The following is a 22,681-nucleotide window of genomic DNA, read 5'->3' on the forward strand; positions in this document are numbered from 1 at the left end:
GATGAAGCGCTGTGAGGTACTGATCGTTGGTGCCGGCCCCACCGGCCTGGTGTTGGCCTTGTGGCTAAGCAAACAAGGCGTTTCAGTGCGCATCATCGATAAAACCATCGGCCCCGGCACCACCTCCCGAGCCCTCGCGGTGCAGGCGCGGACCCTGGAGTTGTATCGCCAGCTGGACCTGACCACAGCCATCTTGGAACGAGGCCACAAAGTGTCCGCGGCTAATCTCTGGGTCAAAGGCGAAGCCGCCGCGCGCCTCCCCTTCAACACCATCGGCAGTACGTTTACACCCTATCCCTTCTTGCATATGTACCCTCAGGATGAGCACGAACAATTGCTCATCGAGCGCCTGCAGACGTTCACGGTTGAAGTGGAGCGCGAGACCGAGCTGCTGGGATTCAACCAGGATGCCCAAGGTATCAGTGCCCAGTTGCGGCACGCTGATGGCCTGGAAGAGCACTGCGAGGCCAGCTACCTGGCCGGCTGCGATGGCGCCAGCTCCACCGTACGCAAGGCCTTGGGTATCGACTTTCCGGGTGGCACCTACCAGCAAGTGTTCTATGTCGCGGATGTCCAGGCCACGGGCCCTGCGCTGAACGGCGAGCTGCATGTAGACCTGGACGAAGCGGACTTTCTTGCCGTCTTTCCCTTGGCCGACAGCGGCCGTGCACGGTTGATTGGCACTGTTCGCGATGAGCGTGCCGAACACCCGGAGCAGTTGCGTTTCGAAGACGTCAGCCAGCGCGCCATCGACCACCTCAACGTACAGGTCCAGCAGGTCAACTGGTTCTCCACCTACCGTGTGCACCACCGGGTGGCGCAGCACTTCTGCCGCCAGCGCGCGTTCCTGCTCGGTGACGCGGCCCACATCCACAGCCCGGCAGGTGGCCAGGGCATGAACACCGGCATTGGTGATGCCATCAACCTTGCCTGGAAGCTGGCCAGCGTCCTGCGCGGTGAAGCCCAGGCCAGCGTGCTGGACAGCTATGAAGTCGAACGCAGCGCCTTTGCCCAACGACTGGTGTCGACCACCGACCAGGTGTTCAACTTTGTCAGCGCCGATGGCCGCCTCGCCGCCCTGCTGCGCACCCGCCTGGCACCCCGGCTGCTGCCACGGCTACTGGGGTTCAAATCGGCGCGCGAGTTTCTCTTTCGTACGGTCTCGCAGATCGCCCTCAACTACCGCTACATGCCCCTGAGCAGTGGCGACGCCGGGCACATCCTGGGTGGGGATCGCCTGCCCTGGGTGGCGGTAGATGGCCGCGACAACTACAGCGGCCTGAACCGCATATGCTGGCAAGTGCAGGTCTATGGCGCGGTGAGTGCCAGCCTGGTGCAATGGTGCAGTGGCCGGGGCATACCGGTGGATGTGTTCATTTGGAGCCCAGCCCATCAGGCGGCGGGCTTGATGCGAGATGCGGTCTACCTCATACGGCCGGATACCTACATTGCGCTGGCCTGGAGCAATGCCGGCGCCGAGGTCCTCGAAAACTACTTTAACGAGCACGGCCTGCGCTATTGAACCTGCAGATGCTGGACGAACCAGTCTCGGGCAACACTGATGGCCTGCTGCGCATGCCGTGTGTAGGGATCGAAATGCCCGTCCGGCAACAGGCACAGGCGCTTGGGCTCACCCGCCCGGGTATAGGCGGCCAGCGCCAGGTCCGCAGGCGTTACCGTATCGCGCTCGGCGACCAGCATCAGCAGTGGTGTCGGGCTCAAACGCTCGATCAGCATGCCCGGTTCATACTCGCTGGCACGCTCACTGGAACGCAGGGTTACGCGGTTTTCCCAGCCTTGTGCCAGGGTTCGCGCCGCACCATAAAACGCCTGAGCATCGTCGCCAGGGTAAATGCCGGCTTCACCCGCCTCGGCAATCACTCGCCGATAGATCGCAGGCTCTCCACGATAGCGCGCGGCACGGTCGCGCTGGAAAGCGTCTCTCACGGCATGTATCTGCTCGCCAGCACGACGCAGGAAGCTTTGATGGCCGCTAATCGTCGGCACTTGCGCCACCACGCAACGCACTCGCTTATCCAAGGCACCGAGGCAGATGGCATGCCCGCCGCTGTAACTCGAGCCCCATACACCAATGCGCTGCGGATCAATTTCGGCCTGGGCACTCGCCCAGGTGATGACTTCGCGCATGTCCTCAATCTGCTGATGCGGGTCAATGTCGCCACGCAAGTCGCCGCCGCTAGCACCGAAGTTGCGCTGATCGTAGACCACCACCGCCAGCCCCGCGGCCGCGAAGGACTCGGCGAACCGGTCCAGGTACTGTTCCTTGACCGCAGCAAAGCCCGGGCTCATTACCACCAGTGCGCTGGGTTGTGGGGTATCTGGTCGGTAAAACCAGCCCGCCAATCGGATGCCATTGACCGCAATCGTAAGGTCCTGGCGGGTATAACGGTAGTCCATACTGCACTCCACACACGCGTTGATAGTGAAGTACAGGATAGCTACGGGCGCTCCAGGCTTCTGCCTGCAACACGCCAGCTCAGGGTTCGAATCGGCCAATCAGCGATAGTCGCGTGGCGAACACCCGAGCAATCGGCGAAACGCCTTGGAGAATGCCCCCGCCGAGTCGTAACCCAAATCAGTGGCGATACGCACGATGGGCTCGCCTTGGCTCAGCCGGGCAATCGCCGTGTACACCCGTACCTGTTGACGCCAGAGCAGGAAGTGACTCCCCAGCTCGGTGTGAAACAGGCGCGATAACGTCCGCGCTGAAGCCCCCACCTGCTGGCCCCACTCGGCCAGGCTGCGTTTGTCACCTGGCGTGCTGAGCAGGCCACTGCAGAGTTTTTGCAAGCGCGAATCGCGGGGCATCTGCAGGCGCAACTCAAGTCGCTGAGCCCAACGCACCTCATCAAGCAACAGGGTAATCAAATGCGCTTGGTGACTGTCGGCTGGCGTGTCGTGATCGATCGGCGAGGCACGCAAGATCAACTCGCGCAGCAGCGGGGTCACCAGCAAACTCTGTGGCTCCCGTGCCAGTGCATGGCTGTCGAGTTGCGCATGCACGAACAGGGTACGCAAGCTGACCTGGCTGCGGGCGCGAAGACTGTGCGCCCGCCCGGCCGGCATCCACAGTGCTTGTTGCGGCGAGATTACCCAGAAGTCCTGGTCGCAATGCAGCTCCATGATGCCCTGGCTGGCGTAGATCAGTTGCCCGGCCTCGTGCCAGTGTTCAGGCAGCACTTGCCCCTCAGCGTACTCCCGGGATACCGGTTTGACCCGCTCATCGGCACGAGTAAAAACAGCCAGATGACGCGTACTGGAGTCCTTCACAATCCTCGGCCCGCCGCTTCAGGAACAATCATTATGGGCGCTGGACACGCACATCAGCACGGGCAAAACGATAGCTGGCCACGGCGCACAGCATCAGCCCCAGCATCGCCAGCGATCCCCCTACCAGGCCAATATTGGCCAGCCCCATGTGTACACTGACCAGACTGCCGATCAACGCCCCTGCGCCGATCCCGATGTTGTAAATCCCGGAAAACATCGCCATGGCCACGTCGGTTGCATCGGAGGCAAGGATCAGCACTTTCGATTGCAGCGCCAGGCTAAAGCACATGATCGACACGCCCCAGAACGCGCTCAAGGTTCCGAGCAGCCCGAACTGACCCGACAGCGGCAACAACAGCAGCAGACAGGTTGCCAGCATGGCGATGGCTGCGAGCAGGAAGCCGTTAGGGAAGCGCTCACTGTAACGACTGAACAGCACCGAACCGAATACCCCGGCACCGCCGAACAGCAACAGCAGCACGGTGGTCAGCTCGCCACTGATCTGCGCAACATTCAAGGCAAACGGCTCGATGTAGCTGTACGCGGTGAACTGCGCAGCAATCACCAACGCCACCAGCACATACACCGTCACCAGTGCCGGACGCTTGAACAACACCGGCACGCTGCGCAGTGAACCGGAGTTCTGACTCGGCAACAACGGCAGCGATTTGACCAGGCAGATCAAGGTCGCCAGCGCCACACCGGCGATCGCTAGAAAGGTGGTGCGCCAGCCCAATGCCTCACCCACCACCCGGCCCAACGGAATCCCCATCACCATCGCCAAGGTGGTGCCAGTCGCCAGCAGCCCCAGCGCCTTGGCCTGCTGCCCCGGCGGCGCTACCCGCACCGCCAGGGACGCGGTAATCGCCCAGAACACGGCATGCGCCAAAGCAATGCCAATGCGACTGAGCAACAGCATGCCGAAACTCTGCGCCACACCCGACACCAGATGGCTGACGATGAACAACAGAAAAATGATGATCAGCAACTTGCGCCGTTCGATGTTGCGCGTCAGCAGCATCATCGGCAACGAGGTGAGCGCCACGATCCAGGCATAGATGGTCAGCATCAAACCGACTTGAGCGGTGGACATCTCAAAACTGGCGCCAATGTCACTGAGCAGCGCCACCGGCACAAACTCGGTGGTATTGAAGATAAAAGCCGCCAGGGCCAAAGCGATCACACTGAGCCAGCTGCCGGCTCGCGCATCCACAGGGTTGTTCATCGGTGGGGGTGTTACTCCAGATCGGTTGCAGTCGCCAGGCACAACAGTGCGCCCAGCCTGATGCACCCACGCCCATCGGGCCTGAGTGGAAGCGTGTTCGCTGAGGAATGGGTATAAGTATGCGGGGTATCGCTTGCTGGCAAGGATAGTACGTCAGGCCCCAACCTGTCACAACCGCACAACGCATCCTGCCCTGCACCAAGCAGGCCCTGGCAGGTTACTATGGCGTAACTGCTTCGCCTCAAGGACGACACCTGACCATGACCTCCACTGCGCAATCACTTACCACGATAATCGACAATGCCAGCCTGATCGCGGCACTCGACCAGCACCTGGCACCCGATTACCTGTACTTCTGGGGCCACCGCCAGGCCGTCGTTGGCAAACCTGATAAGAGCTGCTTCAGCCAATGGTTCGAAGCGCACTTCAGTGAAGATGGCGTGCATTACCCCAGTGCAGAGCATTACATGATGGCTGGCAAAGCCCGCCTGTTTGACGACCAACATTCACTCACGCAGATCCTCAGCGCCGATACCCCGCTCAAGGCCAAGGCCCTGGGCCGTAGCGTCAGTGGCTTTGACGAGCAGGTCTGGAACGCTCAGCGCCAGGCGATTGTCGAGCAGGCTAACCGCCTGAAATTTGCACAGAACCCGGCACTGCGCGACTTCTTGCTTTCCACTGCTGGCCGTGTGCTCGTCGAAGCAAGCCCGGTAGACCGGATCTGGGGCATCGGCCTGGATGCCAAGGCGCCTGAGGCCGCTGATCCTCGCCAGTGGCAAGGGCTTAACCTGCTCGGCTATGCCCTGATGAGGGTGCGCGAGCAACTGGCGAGCTGATGTGCTGCGCCTCGGGGCAGATTCGGTAGGCACTGCTACACTGAATCCGGTGAACGGAGGATTGCATCATGTCCGATAAAGAAATCACCACCTTGCTGAAACTGATCGACCATCGGCAAACCACGCTGGCCAGTGCCTGCAAGGAAATTGCCGACTGGATCGACCGTCAGGGTGATGTGCCGGTCGCCGGCAAGATCCGCGCCAGCCTCAAGGCCGTCGAAGCGGACGAGGCACTGGTCAAGAAAACCCTGACCTCACTCAACGTCGAACGCCCATTGCCCCGTTTCCGTTAAGCCAGGGCGCAGGCTATCGCACCACCCCTTGCAACGCCGGGCCGCTCGTACCTGGCGCTGTGCTATGCCTTCGATTTACGCCACCTGTCGTTGCCCCCTCGCGATCAAAACCTTGAGTAACGTCCAACAATAAGAACACTACAAGGATCGTCAGCCACTTATGAATATCCTCTATGACGAACGCCTCGACGGTGCCCTGCCCCCTGTCGACAAGCCGGCACTGCTGCAAGCGCTACGTAAGCGACTGCCGGACCTGGATATCCTGTCTGAGGATGAAGACCTCAAGCCCTATGAGTGCGACGGCTTGTCGGCGTATCGCACCACGCCGCTGCTCGTGGTTCTGCCCTCGCGGATCGAGCAGGTCCAGACGATCCTTGTTGTGTGTCATCACCACCAGGTGCCAGTTGTCCCGCGCGGTGCAGGCACAGGGCTCTCGGGCGGCGCCTTGCCATTGGCCCAGGGGGTGTTGCTGGTGATGGCTCGCTTCAACAAGATCCTCGAGATTGACCCCGCGGCGCGTACCGCCCGCGTGCAACCTGGGGTACGCAACCTGGCTATCTCCCAGGCTGCCGCCCCTTATGGCCTGTACTACGCCCCCGACCCCTCGTCGCAAATTGCTTGCTCGATCGGTGGCAATGTCGCCGAAAATGCCGGTGGCGTGCACTGCCTTAAATACGGCCTGACCGTGCACAACCTGCTGAAACTCGAGGTGCTCAGTGTCGACGGTCAGTGCTTGACCCTCGGTGCCGACAGCCTCGACGCGCCTGGCTTCGACCTGCTGGCGCTGTTCACCGGTTCCGAGGGCATGCTCGGGGTGATTACCGAAATCACCGTCAAGTTGCTGCCACGTCCGCAGATGGCCAAGGTGCTGCTCGCCAGTTTCGATTCAGTGCAGAAGGCGGGCACCGCAGTGGCTGACATCATCGCTGCAGGGATCATCCCGGGTGGCCTGGAGATGATGGACAACCTGGCCATCCGCGCCGCCGAAGACTTCATCCATGCCGGTTATCCGGTCGAGGCCCAAGCCATTTTGCTGTGCGAGCTCGATGGCGTTGAAGCCGATGTAGACGATGACTGCGAGCGTGTTTGTGCACTGCTGCAATGCGCCGGTGCCACTGAGGTACGTCAGGCCCAGGACGAAGCCGAACGTGTCAGGTTCTGGGCCGGACGCAAGAATGCCTTCCCGGCCGTCGGACGCATCTCGGCGGACTACTACTGCATGGATGGCACGATTCCGCGTCGTGAATTGGCGCCTGTACTGCTGGCTATCACCGAACTGTCGCGCAAGTACGCGCTACGGGTAGCCAACGTATTTCATGCTGGTGACGGCAACATGCACCCGTTGATTCTGTTCGACGCCAACCAGCCTGGTGAACTGGAGCGGGCCGAAGCGTTTGGCGGCGAGATTCTGGAACTGTGTGTGCAGGTCGGCGGCAGTATTACCGGCGAGCATGGTGTCGGTCGGGAAAAAATCAATCAGATGTGCGCGCAGTTCAACAGCGATGAACTGACCTTGTTCCATGCCGTCAAAGCCGCATTCGACCCCACTGGCCTGCTCAACCCTGGCAAGAACATTCCGACGCTGCACCGCTGCGCAGAATTCGGTGCGATGCACGTGCACGCCGGTGCCCTGCCCTTCCCTGAGCTGGAGCGCTTCTGATGGCCGCTCTGAACCGGGACACCAGCGCCCTCCTGCTTGAGCAGGTCAATCAGGCCCGTGCCCAGGGCACACCGCTGCAGATTCACGGGGGCTCCAGCAAAGCCTGGCTTGGCCGCCCGTTGCAAGGGCAGCGGCTCGACACGCGCAGCCATTGTGGCATCGTCAACTATGACCCCACGGAGCTGGTGATCACCGCGCGTGCCGGCACCCGGCTCAGTGACGTCGTTGCCGCGCTGCAGGCCAACCAACAGATGCTGCCCTGCGAGCCCCCGCACAGCGATGACGGCGCCACCCTGGGCGGCATGGTCGCTGCCGGGCTGTCCGGCCCCCGGCGCCCCTGGGTCGGCTCGGTGCGCGACTTCGTCCTTGGCACTCGCGTGATCACTGGCCTGGGTCAACACCTGCGCTTTGGCGGCGAGGTCATGAAGAACGTCGCCGGTTATGACCTGTCACGTCTGCTGGCCGGCAGTTTCGGGTGCCTGGGATTGATCACTGAGGTGTCACTCAAGGTACTGCCAATCCCGCGCTGCCAGGCCCATATCGCCCTTGAGCTGGACAGCCAACACGCGTTGCAATCATTAGCCCAATGGGGCCAGCAGCCGATCCCAATCAGTGCCGCATGCCATGACGGCCGCGTACTGCGCTTGCGTCTGGAAGGCGGTGAAGGTTCCGTGCGGGCCGCTAGCGAACGCCTGGGGGGTGAAACCTTCGCGGCCAACTGGTGGAAGGACCTGAACCATCGGCGCCTGGCATTTTTCAACGACCCACGCCCACTCTGGCGTCTGTCGCTGCCCAACACCAGCGAACACCTGGACCTGCCCGGCCCGCAGTTGCTTGACTGGGCCGGTGCGCAACGCTGGCTGAAATCTGATGCCACGCCTGATCAACTGCGTACCCTCGCCAGCCGCCTGGGTGGGCATGTCACCTGCTACACCCCGGGGCATACCGATAGCCCGTTCCAGCCCCTGCCCAGCCCACTGTTGCATTATCACCAACAGCTCAAGCAGCGCCTTGACCCGCAAGGAATCTTCAACCCTGGGCGGATGTACCCGGAGGTCTGAACCATGCAAACCACCCTGTGCGATGCCGCCAAACGCCTGGCCCGCGCCGAAGAAGCCGAAAGCATCCTGCGCACGTGCGTGCACTGCGGCTTCTGCAATGCCACTTGCCCAACCTATCAGCTGTTGGGCGATGAACTCGATGGCCCTCGCGGGCGCATTTATCTGATCAAACAAGTGCTGGAAGGCCATCCGGCCTCGCGCAAGACTCAATTGCACCTGGACCGTTGCTTGTCCTGCCGCAACTGCGAGACCACCTGCCCTTCGGGCGTCGACTATCACAACCTGCTGGATATCGGCCGTGCCATCGTCGAGCAGACCGTACCGCGCCCGCCGCTGCAGCGTGCCCTGCGCAGTGGTTTGCGGCTGTTGGCCGCCCGACCGACAACCTTCAGCCACCTGGTCCAACTGGGGCGCGGGCTCAATGCCGTGTTGCCCGCCGCACTCAAGACCAAACTGCCCAGAAGCCCCCTGACTGGCAGCCCGCGTCCACCGCTACGCCATGCGCGACAGGTCCTGATGCTTGAAGGCTGCGTACAACCGGGCCTGTCGCCAAACACCAATGCGGCGGCGGCACGGGTGCTGAACCACCTCGGCATCAGTGTCGTCACAATCGCCGCGGCCGGTTGTTGCGGTGCCGTCGACTATCACCTCGACGCTCAACACGCAGGCCTTGAACGTGCCCGACGGCTGATCGACGCCTGGTGGCCAGCCATCGACGCCGGCGTTGAAGCCATCGTGCAGACCGCCAGCGGTTGCGGCGCCTTCATCAACGACTACGCCAAACTGCTGTACCACGACCCGGACTACGCCCTTAAGGCCCGACGCGTCAGCGAGCTGGCCAAAGACCTGGTACAGGTTATCAGCGCCGAACCCTTGGAGCGGTTGGTGTGCCACAGTGATCAAGTGCTGGCATTTCATTGCCCCTGCACCCTGCAGCATGCTCTCAAGCTTGGCGGTGCCGTGGAATCTGTGCTCAAGCGCCTGGGCTTCACCCTCAGCATGGTGCCCGACAGTCATCTGTGCTGCGGCTCTGCTGGCACGTATTCGCTAACGCAACCGGCGTTGGCCCAACAGCTGCGCGATAACAAACTCGATGCACTAGAAAGCGGTCACCCCGATCTGATCGTCAGCGCCAACATCGGCTGTCAGGCCCATCTTGATGGCGCCGGGCGCACACCGGTACGACACTGGATCGAGTTGGTGGACGAGGCACTCGCGAAGACGCCATCTGTGACATAAGCTCAATCAGGCTTCATGGCTGTGCTGCCGCGTGTTTCCATTATCACGAGGGCTCGTCATGCGTACTCTTCTGCTTGTTGCACTGCTCGTCGCCAGCCCACTGGTGCTGGCCAAAACCGAATGTTCCACGGCCGACAAGGTCCAGTGGCAGGATGAGGACAACTTTCAGCAAGACCTGAAAAACCAGGGCTATGAGATCAAAAAATTCAAGGTCACTGACGGCAATTGCTACGAGATCTATGGCAAGAACAAAGAGGGGAAAAAAGTCGAGATCTACTTCGATCCGGTGACCGGCAAGAAGGTAAAAGAAGAGATCGACTGACGTGCACGACGAAACCTTGCGCCTCTGGGATCCTTTGCTGCGGTTTTGTCACTGGTCGTTAGTGCTGGCCTTTGTCAGTTGCTACTTCTTTACCGAAGAAGGCGATGGTTGGCATCGCTGGCTGGGCTACTACGCCGTGGCGATTGTGCTGATCCGCACGGTTTGGGGCTTTGTCGGCACACCCGCAGCACGCTGGCGCGACTTCTGGCCAACCCCGGCGCGGTTGAAGTGGCACCTGCGTGCGCTGTTCAGCGGCGAGGACTACCATCGCCTGGGCCATTCCCCTCTCGGTGCATTGGTCATGGTACTGATGCTGGCGCTGTTGCTCGGCTTGGGGATCAGCGGTTTTCTGATGGAGGAAATCGACTACTTCTGGGGCGAAGACGGACCGCGGGATATCCATGAGTACATGGCCAACGCCCTGCTGGCGCTGGTCTGCGTGCATATCACCGCGGCCGTGTTCGAAAGCCTGCGCCTGAAAGAGAACCTGCCGTTGTCGATGATCACCGGCAGGCGTCGCAAGCGTTAGCCTCAGAAACGGTAGTTAGTGCTCAGTTCCAGGGTGCGCGGCGCACCTGGCGTGATCAGGTCGACCGAGCCGTGGGCCGAAGCGTAGTAGTCGCGGTCAAAGACATTGCGCAAGCGCAGCGCCATGTCCCACTTTGGCTGGTTGTAGAGCAAGGCGGCGTCCACGGTCGTGTAAGAGGGCATTACCACTACGTTGTCCAGCGAGGTGTAGCGTTCATCCACATAGTTAGCGCCCATACCCACTCGCCAAGTCTCAGTCAAGGAGCGTACCAGCCATAGGTTGGCACTGGTACGTGGGGTCAAGGTTGGCGTCTGGCCTTCGTTCGCCACGCCATTGGTGCGGCTATTGGACTTGGTGATCTCGGCATCGAGGAAGGCGAAACCGCCATACACTTGCCATTTGTCCGTCAACTGGCCGCTGACCGTCGCTTCGAAACCATCGGTACGCTGCTCTGCGGACAACACCAGATTGGCCGGGTTGGCTGGATCGGCGGTTTTCATGTTGGTGCGTTCCAGGCGAAACAACGCGGCGGTCACCGCCAGTCGGCTGTCGAGCAGGTCCCACTTGGCACCGACCTCATAGTTGGTGGTTTCCTCTGGCTCCAGGCCCTGGTTGCCAGTGCTCAAGGCAAACACTTCAGAAGACGGCTGATAGGAACGACTCACCGACACATAGTAGGACTGGACCTGATCCGGCTGGAAGACCAGACCAACACGCGGGCTCCAGGTGGTGTCGGTACGCGACAGGTCGGCGCCGCTGAGGTCGTCGGCATATTCCTGGTCGAATACGTCATAGCGAACCCCGACCAGGGCTTTCCACTGTGGCGCCAGCTCAATCAGGTCCTGCACGTAGAAGCCGGCAGTGTCCTGTGTGGTCGTGCCTTTGGCGGTTTGGCGATTAGCCTGGAACGGCACGTCCTTCAGGCCGTCCTCGAACACTGGTACCTGTGCCACGTTGCTTTGGCTGAACACCGACTGGTCCTTGACCTGGCGGCCCAGCTCGACGCCGTACAACAGGTTGTGGTTCATCCCGGCCACCTGTGTCTGGTGCTTGAGTTCGGTCTGGTTGAACCAGCCGTCTTCAGTGCGTTGCACGTTGCCGCGGTTCAACTTGATCAGCAGTTCACCGTTAGCACCGGTAACAAAACGTGTAGGGCTGGTGTCGGCCAGGGTGTTGTTACGGTCCAGGTCGTAATGGTAATAGCGACTGGTGTTGCTCAGGGTGAAGTCGTCATTGAGGCGGTAATCAACGCCAGCGGTGAAAGAGAACACTTCACTTCGAGCGTAGTCATCGTCCGGGTCGCCAGCGCCAAAACGCTTGTCACGGTCGACATCCACCGGGCGGTCGCCCAGGGCTGGAATACCGAAATCGATCAGGCGCTTGTCGTACAGGTAAGTGGCCCCCACGGTCAGGTCGAGGTCATCGGACAGCTTGAAGTAGGCAGTTGGCGCAATGGCCTTGCGGTCGATGTAACCGTCATCGCGGAAGGTGTCGCTGTCTTCCAGGGCGCCGGTGATGCGAAAGGCTTTATCGCCCTGCTGCTGATCGGCCCAACCGGCGTCAAACTGGGTGCGGCGCTTACCTTCGCTGTCAACGCTCACGCCGACTTCCTGCACCGGGCTGAAGGTAGGCTTCTTGCTCACGCTGTTGATCAAGCCGCCGGATGACCCACGCCCGTACAGCACTGCCGCCGGGCCCTTGACCACCTCTACCCGCTCGACGTTGGAAAGATCACGGTAGTACAGCGCATCGTCACGCAGGCCATCAACGTACATGTCACCAATGGCGCTGAAACCACGAATAGTGACCTGATCGCGCTGGCCGTCACCGTTGGACAGGCCGATGCCCGGTACATTCTTGAGCACGTCTTCCATCGACTGCGCGCCCTGGTCCTTGATCACACTTTGCGGCACGACGTTAACGGTTTGCGGGATATCGCGCAGCGGTGCGTCAATTCTCAGTGCGCTTTTGCTTTCGCTGGCCTTGTAGCTTTGTTCTTCGTAATTGCTGTTGACCGAAGTCGCCGGTATGGCCAGGGTTTCGGCCTGCAATGCGGGTGAAACCAGCACGCTGAGCACAGAAAGGGAAGCCGGGCGAATGCGCGAAAATGCCACCATGTGTTCCTTTTTTGTAAAGATTGTAAAGAAGAACGTAAATGGTAACGTTTTGTAAATAAGAACTACATACTAATACGAGTGATTATTTTGATCGCGCGCACAGTAATGCCTGCCGCGAATCCTTGACGGCGGCCTGGGTTTAGCGGTTGTTCACAGACTATGTAAGGGACATCGGCGCGATGTCAGCAGGTACGCGGCGCCTGCATCGCTGGTAAGGCCAGCTCCCACAGGATCGGTGTGCACAGGTCCATTGTGGGAGCCAGTCTTGCCGGCGATAGCATCGACGCGGTGTCAGCAGGTGCGCGGCGCCTGCATCGCTGGCAAGACCAGCTCCCACAGGATCGGGGTGCGCAGGGCCATTAGCGGGTGATCAATGCATGTGCTCATGGCCGTGCATGGCCTCAGCGTTAAGCGCACGTACCGGCGCCTTGATCTCCAGGGTCTGCTGCTGACCCTTGGCATCTTCGATCACCAGGGTCAGCGGCACCTGCTCGCCTTCCTTGACCTGCTGCTTGAGCTTCATCAGCATCACGTGATACCCGTTAGGGTCGAGGCTCACCGCCTTGCCAGCAGGCAAGTCAACACTGTGCACCTGCTTCATGCCCATGACATCGTTGTCCATGGTCATCTGGTGCACCTGGACGATTTCAGCCACGGGCGACTGCACGTCCACCAGCTTGCTGTCACTGCTGGCAGTGAGGGTCATGAACGCACCGGTCGACTGCTGGTGCGGCACAGTGGCACGAACCCAGGCATCTTTAACGCTGGTGTCGGCCATGGCTGGCAACGCCAGGCCAATCAGGGCCAGGGCAGCCAGGGTGCGTTTGAACGGTTGGGCTGGGTAACGCATCAACATACCTCCATGACCGTGAGCAGATCTTCCGTACACTCTTTGGCGGTCAGTGAATGGGACAGTCCCAGGCGCAATTGGCCACGGGAATCGAAGACGTAGCTGGTCGAGGTGTGCGAGATGGTATAGGTATCGCCACTTGGCACCTTCTCGTAGAACACACCGAATTCCTTGGCGGCTGCGGCGGTCTCTTCAAGCGTGCCGGTCAGTGCCACGAACGAAGGATCGAACGCCTTGACGTAGGCATCGAGCACTTCTGGCGTATCGCGCTCAGGGTCCAGGCTGATGAACACCACCTGCAAGAAACCACCATCGCGGCCCATCAGTTTTTTGATCTGCGCGGCGCGCGCCAAGGTGGTAGGACATACCGCCGGGCACTGGGTGAAGCCGAAGAACACCATCGGCATGCTGCCCCAGAAGCTGGACAGGGTACGCTCGTTACCTTGAGTATCCTTGAGTTTGAACGAGCGACCGAGGATCTTGTTGCTCATGTCCTTGCCGTACTTGAAATCGAGCGCGCCACCGGAACGGGGGTCGCAACCTGCCAGAACGCCAAGGCTCAGCAGGCTGATCCCGGCCATGACCTGGCGCCGGGTCAGTAAATCAGTCATGTAACCATCCTTTTGGGAAGGTGTTGCGCCTCGCACGCGAGGCCTGTCGTGAAAGCGCGACATTTTGTCATGCCGCTCGGCCAAGGTTCCAGCTTCTATCGTCCCGTACGTCTGTATCCCTTTATTTTCGGGGTGCGGCCGGTTGTCGCAGATTGTGACAAGAACCTGAAAGCGACGCAGGCATCCACAGATGAGCGCAGCATGGCCTGACAGCCCACTTCATCTCCATTACCATAACGGCCTTCGGGCGCAGCCCCTTCTGCGCCCAACGATTTAAGTCCATGCCATGCCTTTCGAACTTAGCGTAGATCTGACCACCCTCGCCATTCTCGCCGCCGTCGCCTTTGTTGCCGGATTCATCGATGCCATCGCCGGTGGCGGCGGCTTGCTGACCACCCCTGCCCTGCTCACCGCCGGCATGCCGCCGCACCTGGTGCTGGGCACCAACAAGCTGAGTTCAACCTTCGGCTCGGCCACGGCCAGTTTCACCTACTACCGGCGCAAGTTGTTCCATCCGGCGCAGTGGCGCCACGCCTTGGTCGGCACCTTCGTCGGTGCGCTGATCGGTGCCGTAGTCGCGCATTACTTGCCGGCGGAGTGGCTGAACAAGATGTTGCCGGTGATCGTCTTCCTTTGCGGCGTGTACCTGCTGTTCGGCGGCACGCCCAAGGCACCGCTGGATGCCGATGTACCGGTGAAGAAAAAATGGCAGCTGCCCCAGGGCCTGACCCTGGGCTTTTATGACGGTGTTGCCGGCCCTGGCACGGGCGCGTTCTGGACCGTCAGCACCCTGCTGCTCTACCCCATCGACCTGGTCAAGGCCAGTGGCGTGGCGCGCAGCATGAACTTTGTCAGCAACGCTGCAGCACTGTCGGTGTTCATCTTTTCCGGTCAGGTCGACTGGCTGGTCGGCCTGTCGATGGGCTCCGCGCTGATGGTCGGTGCCTTCTTCGGCGCCCGCACCGCCATCAGCGGTGGCAGCAAGTTCATCCGCCCGGTCTTTATCACCGTGGTGCTGGCGCTGACCGTGCGCCTAGCGTGGCAGCACTGGTTCGGCCAGGCCTAAGCGCCGCGCCACGTAAAGATCGATCAGGTAACGGGCAATCGAGCGCCCCGCCGGCAACGGCGGCAGCGCATCGACCCGGAACCACTGGGCATCTTCGATCTCGTCCGGCTGCATGACAATCTCACCCCCGGCATACTCGGCATGAAAACCGAGCATCATCGAATGAGGGAACGGCCAGCACTGGCTGCCGACGTACTGAATGTTCTGCACCTCGATCGCCACTTCCTCACGCACCTCGCGCACCAGGCAATCCTCGGCCGACTCGCCGGGCTCGGCAAAACCGGCCAGGGTGCTGTAGACCCCCGTGACAAAACGCGGTGAGCGGGCCAGAAGAATTTCGTCACCACGGGTGATCAGCACGATCATGCTCGGCGAGATGCGCGGGTAACTACGCAGGTCACAGGGCTGGCAGTACATCGCCCGTTCCCACTGAATCTGCCGCATGGCCTGGCCACAGCTGCCACAAAAGCGGTGCTCGCGGGCCCAGGTGGCGATCTGCGCGGCATAACCGAGGATCTTGTAGGTGTCGAAATCGCCTTCGAGCATGAACTGGCGTAAGCCGCGCCAGCTGCAACCGGCCACGGCCCGTGGCCCCTTGAGCTCGAGCAAGTACACCGGCTGGCCGTCGAAATGGCCGATGCCATGCTCGAACAGCACCTCCAGATCCTGGCGCTTGAGCCAGTCACGCGCAAACAGCGCGCCGTTGTCGTCAACCAGAAAGCCCTCGCTGCAGCGAGCGACGGCCCAGCCGCCAGCGAGGTTTGTGTCCAGTACCGCGGTGGTCCAACGCACAGCCATGTTCCGGTTCCTTGCGCGGGCCCGCCGCTGCAATCAGTCGGCGAACTCGGGTTTCTGTTTGCTCATGTGGGCAGCCACGGCTACCCGCAGATCGGTGGATTGCAACATGGCGGCGTTCCAGGTGGCAATGTACTCCAGGCCATCGTCGATGCGGTGATCGCGCATATAGCTGAGCATTTCCTTGGTACCGGCCACGGCAATGGGGGATTTTCCCGCAATTTCAGCGGCAATGGCAAAGACGCCTTCGAGCAATGCATCAGGGTCAGCGTAGACGCGGTTGACCAGACCGATGCGCTGGGCTTCGTCAGCCTCGACGTTGCGCCCGGTGTAGGCCAGCTCGCGCAGGATGCCATCGCCGATGATCCGTGGCAGGCGCTGCAAGGTGCCAACGTCGGCGGCCATGCCCATGTCGATTTCCTTGATCGAGAATTGGGCATCGCTGCTGCAATAACGCATATCACAGGCCGAGATCAGGTCGATGGCGCCGCCGATGCAGTAACCGTGGATCGCCGCCAGCACTGGCTTGCGGCAGTTGTCGACGGCATTGAACGAGGCCTGCAGACGCAGGATGGTCTTACGCAACAATCGGGCATTGCGGCCCACATCTTTGCCCAGCTCGTTGGCCAGCGAAGCCAGCATCATCAGGTCAATACCAGCAGAAAAATGCTTGCCCGCGCCACTGATCACGACGGCGCGCACGGCATCCGCCTCATCGATCCACTTGAAAATCTCGACGATTTCGCTCCAGAACGCCGCGTTCATCGCGTTGTACTTTTCCGGGCGATTGATCTGAACGTGGGCGATGCTGTTCTTCAGCTCGACCTTGAATGCCTGGTATTCGGTCAGTTCGACTTCGAGTGCTTGGTAGTCGCTCACACTTGTTTTCCTTGAGAGTGGCTGGGACTAAGCGCGTGACTATATCAAGGCTAGTCTTGCGACCAAGACCGCGCTTGTGCCAAATCCGGGACTTTTACCTTGATCTGACGGCCTGTATCCGGCACCTTGCGCTCCTGTTGAATTATTAGGATACATTTTCATGTCCCGCTCCCTGGCCGGCGCCCTGGCCCACAACTTCCTCGGACAATCGCCGCGCTGGTACAAGGCCACCCTGTGCCTGTTCCTGCTGCTCAACCCCCTGTTGCTATTCACCCTCGGCCCAGTGGTGACTGGTTGGGTCCTGGTGATCCAGTTCATCTTCACCCTGGGTATGGCCCTCAAGTGCTACCCGTTGATGCCCGGTGGCTTGCTGGTCGCTGAGGCCCTGGTGCTGGGCATGACCACGCCGCAGGCGCTGTACGATGAGCTGCAGCACAACTTCCCGGTGATCCTGCTGCTGATGTTCATGGTCGCTGGTATTTACTTCATGAAGGACCTGCTGCTGTTTGTGTTCTCGCGGATCCTCCTGGGGGTGCGTTCCAAGGCGCTGCTGGCGTTGCTGTTCTGCTTTCTCTGCGCGTTTCTCTCGGCGTTTCTCGATGCCCTGACGGTAACCGCCGTTATCATCAGCGCCGCAGTCGGTTTCTACTCGGTGTACCACCGCGTCGCCTCGGGCAATAACCCGCGCGAGGACTCGGACCTGGACAGCGATCAGGACATCGCCCAACTGCAGCGCGATGATCTGCAACAGTTTCGCGCGTTCCTGCGCAGCCTGCTGATGCATGGCGCTGTCGGCACCGCCCTGGGTGGTGTCTGCACCTTGGTCGGTGAGCCACAGAACCTACTGATTGGGCATGAGATGGGCTGGCACTTCGCTGATTTCTTCCTCAAGGTCGCCCCGGTATCACTGCCAGTGTTGGCCGCAGGCCTGGTAACGTGCGTACTGCTGGAGAAGCTGCGCTGGTTCGGCTACGGCACCTTGCTGCCGGACAATGTGCGTCAGGTGCTGGCCGCCTATGCAGCTGAAGACGATGCCCAGCGTACGACGCAGCAACGCGCCGCCCTGCTGGTACAAGGCCTGGCAGCGTTGATCCTGATCATCGCTCTGGGCCTGCACATCGCTGAGGTGGGGTTGATTGGCCTGTTGGTGATCGTATTGATCACCGCCTTCACCGGCATCACCGATGAGCATCGCCTGGGCCGGGCGTTCCAGGACGCCATGCCATTCACCGCACTGCTGGTGGTGTTCTTTGCCGTGGTGGCAGTCATTCATGACCAGCAGTTGTTCACCCCGCTGATCCAATGGGTGCTGACGCTACCAACCGACCAGCAACCGGGCATGCTGTTCATCGCCAACGGCTTGCTCTCAGCCATCAGCGACAACGTATTCGTCGCCACCATCTACATCACCGAAGTCAAACAGGCGTTCCTCAACGGCCATATGAGCCGTGAGCACTTCGAGACCCTGGCGGTGGCCATCAACACCGGTACCAACCTGCCAAGCGTTGCGACCCCCAATGGCCAGGCAGCGTTCCTGTTCCTGCTGACGTCAGCGATCGCACCGCTGATTCGCCTGTCGTATGGGCGCATGGTGTGGATGGCCTTGCCCTATACCGTGGTGATGGGTGGGCTGGGCTGGTGGGCGGTGACTTACTGGCTCTGAGGCGATGCGCGGCCAGTGCTATCGGAGCACTGGCCGCTTGCATGCAGCCGCCTCAAAACTGCACATCCACAATCACACTGTCCAGGTACGTCCCCGCCGGCGGCGTACCCTGATCCGGGTAAACCTTGGCGTTATAGTTAAACACCTGACTCCCTGTCCCGGTCCCGGCACCAGGATTGATATCCGCTTCAGTACTGGCGCGCCGCGCACCGACCAACTTGCCCCAGCGCACACTACTGGCACTCTTGAAAATGTCATAGGCCAAAAAATTGTTGGCCGCTGACTTCATCCGCCGACGCCCGCCTGAAACATTCTGGCCATCGTCGAGCCCCACCGTGTAGTTGCTGCCCTTGGTACAAGAGACATTGACGTTACTGTTGACCGTACCAAAGCCAGCAACCACCGGCGCGCTGCCGAAGCTGATGGCCGGGCTGGTGATCTGACAGTCGTTGGTCACCGTCAGGCTGACCGTCAGGCTGGTAGTGCCGGTGAGATTCTGCCGACCAAGGCAGACGTTGATGATGCTCACGCCATAGCAGTAACTGATGTTCCAATACACCGACAAGGTTTCCTGATAGAAGCCGGCGGCCACGTTGCTGCCGCTTAGGCTTTTCAAGTAGATCGGCACTGATTTTGGCACAGTGCCATTGAGCAGCCCCAGGGCATCGATGATGCCGTTGCGGGCGAAGTCGTAGGGTTGGCTACGGTTGATCGGGAAGTTCGTCGTGTTGTTGGCATACAAGGTATAGCCGATCACATCACCGCTCGGCCCGACCAGCCCTGTGCTGCCCGCGGGTGGGGTAAAGGTGGCGTAGAAATGGTCGTCAGTGGCCAACAGGCTCAGCAGCGAGCCTGTGCACTGCAATCCGGCATTGAGGGTGGAGGCCGATTGGACCGCGCTGCGCACCAGCGTCGAGCTGATCGTGCCGAAACTGGCTGGCGTGGTATCGATCACCGAGCACAATGCGTGCGCCGTACCACTGGCGCACAGTGCCAGCAGCATAAGGGCCTGGCGCAAACGCATCACTGGCACACCAGCGGGCCAATCAACGGCACCTGGTCCTGCTCGGGCGCCAGCGTGAACTGCGCCCGACAGCGGCCACCCCCGGCAATCTGCACCTGCAGGCGGTTGTCTGCGGCCAGGCCTTCGAGGTACACCAGCCCATCCCATCCGACGACTGCCTGCGCCCCGCTCTGCTCATGCAGCACCTGGCTACCCAACGGCAATTCCTTGTTGCCAGCATCGACCAGGATGATGCTCGCCGCCACCACCCGCTGCAGCGGGAACTCCAGCAAGTAGCCACTACCACGGCGCACGGCTACTCGCTGCTCGACCTCTGGCGTCTGCACGTTGGCCGGCAGCTCCATCGGGTCGATTTCGTACTTGGCCCGGTAATACGCGCTGCTCCAGGGCACCAGCAAGTGTCCGTTGTTGTCGGTACGTCCGACCAACTGGTTTTCGTAGCGCACCGGCACATCAGCAAAACCGTCGGTACTGACCACCACAAAGGCATCGTCGATGCGGTTGGCCGCGAACACTCCGGCATCCATCCACACCAGCGAGCCACTGGCATCCGCCCAACGGGTCATGCTGCCATCGCTGCCATAAGCCCCAGCCTGCAGTTGTACCGACTGCAGCCGCCAGGTCAGATCTGCCTGGCGATAGGCCTCGCGGTCGCCATCGGCATAACCGAGGTTGAAGCCGACACCGCCTTCGCTGGGTACCGCTTGGCTGTAGTTGACCCGCTGCAGGTTCTCGCCATCCTGGTTGCGCTCAAGGCTCAGGCTCAAGGTGCCGCGCAGGTCAAAGGGGACCACCACTTGCGCCTGCACCGCCCACTGGCTGTCGCCAATCTCACGGTTGGCCGATAGGTACAGGCTGCTATTGCCCCACAGCGGCTTGCTCCAACTCAGGTTGAGCAGCCGGGTGCGGCTGTTGTCACCGGCGCGCACGTCAAAATAGCCAGCACCAAGGCTGCCGTAACGATCAAGGTTAAGGCTCAGGGTCAGCTGTTCGCTGCGCTGGCTCAGACGCCGATAGGGGCTGTCTACCAACGACAGGTCGGCATAGTCGCCACGGCGTTGCAGGCGCTGGTAGTTGAAGCCCAAACGCTGGCTGTTGTACTGGTAGCCGAGGCTCAATTGCTGACCGCTGCGGCTGTCAAAGCTGCTCCGGCTCAGCGCCGCATTGACTACCCCCCAGTTGCCCACCTGCCAGTTCCCTCCCAGCCCACCCAAGGCCAGGGACTCGGCCGTCTCGGCGTGGCTTTCCAGGGTAAAGCTGTCGCTCAGGCCATAGCGCAGGCTGGCCGCCGCCACACCCGGACCGTAGGCGAAATCGCGAATCGCGTAGTCACGGCGCAGGCTACCGGCGGTCAGCGAGAAATCCGCCAGGCCCTTCTGCAGCAGGTTGCTGGTGACGTAGAAAGGTAAGGTCGTCGAAACCTGTCGACCAAGGGCATCGGTGGTGACCACCACCGCCTCGCCGGCGCCGTTGATGAACGGGACGTTGGTCAAGGTATAGGGGCCCGGCTGCAGCTCAGCACTGGAGCTCTTGTAGCCGTTGATGAACAGGTCGACCGAGGACGGCACCGCCGCCTCACCGGCAAACGCCGGCAAGGGGTAAGTGACCAGGTCCGGGCGCACGGCAAAATCCCGCGACAACTGCAGGCCGCCAAGGCGTACCGAGCTTGTCCAGGGCAACGCGCCGCTGAGCACGTCACCAACTTCCAGGGTCAGCAGGCGGGCTTCGTCGGTGTAGCGCCAGGTCGTGTCGTAGCGGCGAAAGCCTTCCTGGCTATCGGCGTAATCGTTGCCGCCCAGGGCCTGGCGCCATTGGCCGGTGGTCGCCAGCGTGCCCCAGCTGTCGAACAGGCGCAGCTCGTTCCAGGCGGCCAGATAGCGGCCGCCGTCGTCGGTGTCGTTGAAGTACAGGTCATAGTTGAACAGTGCGCCAAAGCTGCTTTGCGCTTCGCTGGCCGGGTACAGTTGGCGGTTGCCGATGCGTTGGGTGGGCAGCCAGCTGGGTGGCACCTGCAGGACCAGCCGTTGGCCTTGGCTGTCGTAGTCGCTGTGCAGACCGGGAATGCTGTCCAATGCCACTTCGGCGCCATACTCGCCAGGCAGCTCCAGGCCGGCCGCCTGCAAGTCGGCACTGGCCATGTACAGGCGCCCGGCGCGCTGTTGTACCGCCACCAGCTCAGGGCTGCTCATCTGGTTGACCACCAGTTCGAGAAACAACGGCGCATCGGCGATCACTTCCAGGGTCGCCGGCGGTGGCGGCAGTTCGCCAGCCAATAGCGGACCGCAGCCGAGCACGGTCAGGCCACAGGCCCGCAGCGCCAGAGAAAACCTCACACACCGTATCCGACCATTACCGGGTCCTCCCTGGCCCCTGTAGCGTTTTACTAGCGCGGTGTCATTGCCCCTGGTTCAAGGCTTGCGCGGACTCCTGCCCGTTGACCCGACCCTTGAGCACTGAGGCGGCTGTCAGTGTCTGTGGTGCCGGCCAGCGCATGCTTGCGCCGGGCAACACGTAGCCGAGCAGACCGTCGACCAGCGGCCGACTCTGGCCACCCTGCTGTACGACCACGTCGGTCAAGCGCGCATGCACCGGCCCGCGGTTGCGGATTTCCACATAGGGCTTGCCCTGCACCGAGACCTGGCGCCAGCTCAATGCCGGCTTGCCGACGCCGCTGTCACTGCTTTGGCCACTGGCATCGACCTTGCCGCGCAAGCCTTCGCCATACACGAACAACGGCACCGAGTAGCGCATCTGGAAACGAATGGCAGCCTGCGGCTTATCGGCATTGTTCGCTGCGGACAATGCTGGAGGGATTTCATCGATGATGATGCGGTACGCCTGCTCCTGGCCAACCGGAGAAGTACCGGTACGGGTCAGGCGAATCAGCTGCTTCTGCCCGGGGGCGATGTTGGCAACCGGTGGGCTGCCGATAACCTCGCGCTGGGCTTGGTACTGGTCGTCAAACTCACCCTGACGCCAGGCGAACACCCTTACCTGCAGGTTGGCCGGTGCGTCGCCGCGATTCTCCAGCCACAGCGCACCGGCTTTCTGCCCGGCCTCAAGCACCGGATCGATCGGCCAGATCAGCACGGATGTCGCGGCCTGCAGCGGTGCGCTGCACAGCAGGGAAACGCCACAGACCAACAGGGTGTAGCTCAAGCGCAAACCGCCAGCGCTCAGGTTCATGCACACGCTCCTTATTGTTCAAAGCTTCCTAAGG

The 22,681-nt window shown here is 61.3% G+C and carries 21 protein-coding genes; 10 read left to right on the plus strand and 11 right to left on the minus strand.

Going from position 1 to position 22,681, the window contains the following annotated elements; translation table 11 throughout:
• The first annotated feature begins 1 nt into the window (after position 1).
• Positions 2–1,522 carry an FAD-dependent oxidoreductase gene (locus tag CX511_RS15655; RefSeq protein ID WP_101293532.1) on the plus strand — a complete coding sequence of 507 codons (1,521 nt, stop codon included), beginning with the start codon at positions 2–4 and terminating at the stop codon, positions 1,520–1,522.
• Here the strand turns inward: CX511_RS15655 and CX511_RS15660 are convergent.
• The 3 genes from CX511_RS15660 to CX511_RS15670 form a co-directional block, all read right to left on the minus strand.
• The gene (locus tag CX511_RS15660; protein ID WP_045183177.1) at positions 1,516–2,418 is read right to left on the minus strand and encodes an alpha/beta hydrolase; all 903 of its coding nucleotides are present in this window, start codon (positions 2,416–2,418) and stop codon (positions 1,516–1,518) included. The genes CX511_RS15655 and CX511_RS15660 overlap by 7 nt on opposite strands.
• Before the next feature lie 99 nt (positions 2,419–2,517).
• Entirely contained in the window at positions 2,518–3,291 is a 774-nt protein-coding gene (locus CX511_RS15665; RefSeq protein WP_218248963.1) for an AraC family transcriptional regulator, read from the minus strand.
• Between the two features lie 31 nt (positions 3,292–3,322).
• On the minus strand, positions 3,323–4,516 hold the full coding sequence (locus CX511_RS15670) for a sugar transporter (RefSeq protein WP_045183179.1): 1,194 nt from the start codon (positions 4,514–4,516) through the stop codon (positions 3,323–3,325).
• Between the two features lie 260 nt (positions 4,517–4,776).
• Here CX511_RS15670 and ybiA point away from each other — a divergent pair, with 260 nt between their 5' ends.
• From ybiA to CX511_RS15705, 7 genes are all read left to right on the plus strand, one after another.
• Entirely contained in the window at positions 4,777–5,352 is a 576-nt protein-coding gene (ybiA, locus tag CX511_RS15675) for a riboflavin biosynthesis intermediates N-glycosidase (protein WP_101293533.1), read from the plus strand.
• Between the two features lie 68 nt (positions 5,353–5,420).
• Complete coding sequence (locus tag CX511_RS15680) at positions 5,421–5,645, plus strand: hypothetical protein (protein ID WP_045183183.1); 225 nt, start codon at positions 5,421–5,423, stop codon at positions 5,643–5,645.
• 160 nt (positions 5,646–5,805) lie between these two features.
• The gene (glcD, locus tag CX511_RS15685; protein WP_101293534.1) at positions 5,806–7,305 is read left to right on the plus strand and encodes a glycolate oxidase subunit GlcD; all 1,500 of its coding nucleotides are present in this window, start codon (positions 5,806–5,808) and stop codon (positions 7,303–7,305) included.
• Entirely contained in the window at positions 7,305–8,366 is a 1,062-nt protein-coding gene (glcE, locus tag CX511_RS15690) for a glycolate oxidase subunit GlcE (RefSeq protein ID WP_101293535.1), read from the plus strand. The genes glcD and glcE overlap by 1 nt, the downstream gene beginning before the upstream one ends.
• A 3-nt stretch (positions 8,367–8,369) precedes the next feature.
• Entirely contained in the window at positions 8,370–9,605 is a 1,236-nt protein-coding gene (glcF, locus tag CX511_RS15695; protein WP_101293536.1) for a glycolate oxidase subunit GlcF, read from the plus strand.
• Positions 9,606–9,663: 58 nt separating this feature from the next.
• Positions 9,664–9,927: a PepSY domain-containing protein gene (locus tag CX511_RS15700; RefSeq protein ID WP_045183193.1), complete on the plus strand. Its 264-nt coding sequence runs from the start codon at positions 9,664–9,666 to the stop codon at positions 9,925–9,927.
• 1 nt (position 9,928) lies between these two features.
• Positions 9,929–10,456: a cytochrome b/b6 domain-containing protein gene (locus tag CX511_RS15705; protein ID WP_101293537.1), complete on the plus strand. Its 528-nt coding sequence runs from the start codon at positions 9,929–9,931 to the stop codon at positions 10,454–10,456.
• Positions 10,457–10,458: 2 nt separating this feature from the next.
• On the opposite strand, the gene CX511_RS15710 is transcribed toward CX511_RS15705, so the two are convergent.
• The 3 genes from CX511_RS15710 to CX511_RS15720 form a co-directional block, all read right to left on the minus strand.
• On the minus strand, positions 10,459–12,573 hold the full coding sequence (locus CX511_RS15710; protein WP_045183196.1) for a TonB-dependent receptor: 2,115 nt from the start codon (positions 12,571–12,573) through the stop codon (positions 10,459–10,461).
• Positions 12,574–12,943: 370 nt separating this feature from the next.
• Entirely contained in the window at positions 12,944–13,423 is a 480-nt protein-coding gene (locus CX511_RS15715; protein WP_045183197.1) for a copper chaperone PCu(A)C, read from the minus strand.
• Positions 13,423–14,034, minus strand: a complete 612-nt coding sequence (locus tag CX511_RS15720; protein ID WP_045183198.1) for an SCO family protein — start codon at positions 14,032–14,034, stop codon at positions 13,423–13,425. Before CX511_RS15720 ends, CX511_RS15715 begins: the two co-directional genes overlap by 1 nt.
• Before the next feature lie 286 nt (positions 14,035–14,320).
• On the opposite strand from CX511_RS15720, the gene CX511_RS15725 reads away from it, so the two are divergent.
• Positions 14,321–15,100, plus strand: a complete 780-nt coding sequence (locus CX511_RS15725) for a TSUP family transporter (RefSeq protein ID WP_045183199.1) — start codon at positions 14,321–14,323, stop codon at positions 15,098–15,100.
• Here the strand turns inward: CX511_RS15725 and nudC are convergent.
• Positions 15,068–15,898 (minus strand): NAD(+) diphosphatase, encoded by an 831-nt coding sequence (gene nudC / locus CX511_RS15730; protein WP_101293538.1) that lies wholly within the window; start codon positions 15,896–15,898, stop codon positions 15,068–15,070. The genes CX511_RS15725 and nudC overlap by 33 nt on opposite strands.
• A gap of 33 nt (positions 15,899–15,931) precedes the next feature.
• On the minus strand, positions 15,932–16,744 hold the full coding sequence (locus CX511_RS15735; protein ID WP_045183450.1) for a crotonase/enoyl-CoA hydratase family protein: 813 nt from the start codon (positions 16,742–16,744) through the stop codon (positions 15,932–15,934).
• 190 nt (positions 16,745–16,934) lie between these two features.
• Here CX511_RS15735 and nhaB point away from each other — a divergent pair, with 190 nt between their 5' ends.
• Entirely contained in the window at positions 16,935–18,437 is a 1,503-nt protein-coding gene (nhaB, locus tag CX511_RS15740; protein ID WP_101293539.1) for a sodium/proton antiporter NhaB, read from the plus strand.
• A gap of 52 nt (positions 18,438–18,489) precedes the next feature.
• On the opposite strand, the gene CX511_RS15745 is transcribed toward nhaB, so the two are convergent.
• The 3 genes from CX511_RS15745 to CX511_RS15755 form a co-directional block, all read right to left on the minus strand.
• Positions 18,490–19,461 (minus strand): Csu type fimbrial protein, encoded by a 972-nt coding sequence (locus tag CX511_RS15745; RefSeq protein WP_045183205.1) that lies wholly within the window; start codon positions 19,459–19,461, stop codon positions 18,490–18,492.
• Complete coding sequence (locus tag CX511_RS15750; protein ID WP_101293541.1) at positions 19,461–21,794, minus strand: fimbria/pilus outer membrane usher protein; 2,334 nt, start codon at positions 21,792–21,794, stop codon at positions 19,461–19,463. The genes CX511_RS15745 and CX511_RS15750 overlap by 1 nt, the downstream gene beginning before the upstream one ends.
• A gap of 61 nt (positions 21,795–21,855) precedes the next feature.
• A complete protein-coding gene (locus CX511_RS15755) occupies positions 21,856–22,647 on the minus strand; it encodes a fimbrial biogenesis chaperone (RefSeq protein ID WP_101293542.1) in 792 nt (263 codons plus the stop codon).
• Positions 22,648–22,681 lie beyond the last annotated feature (34 nt).

This window comes from Pseudomonas sp. S06B 330 (assembly GCF_002845275.2).
In the GTDB taxonomy this organism is placed as follows: Bacteria; Pseudomonadota; Gammaproteobacteria; order Pseudomonadales; family Pseudomonadaceae; genus Aquipseudomonas.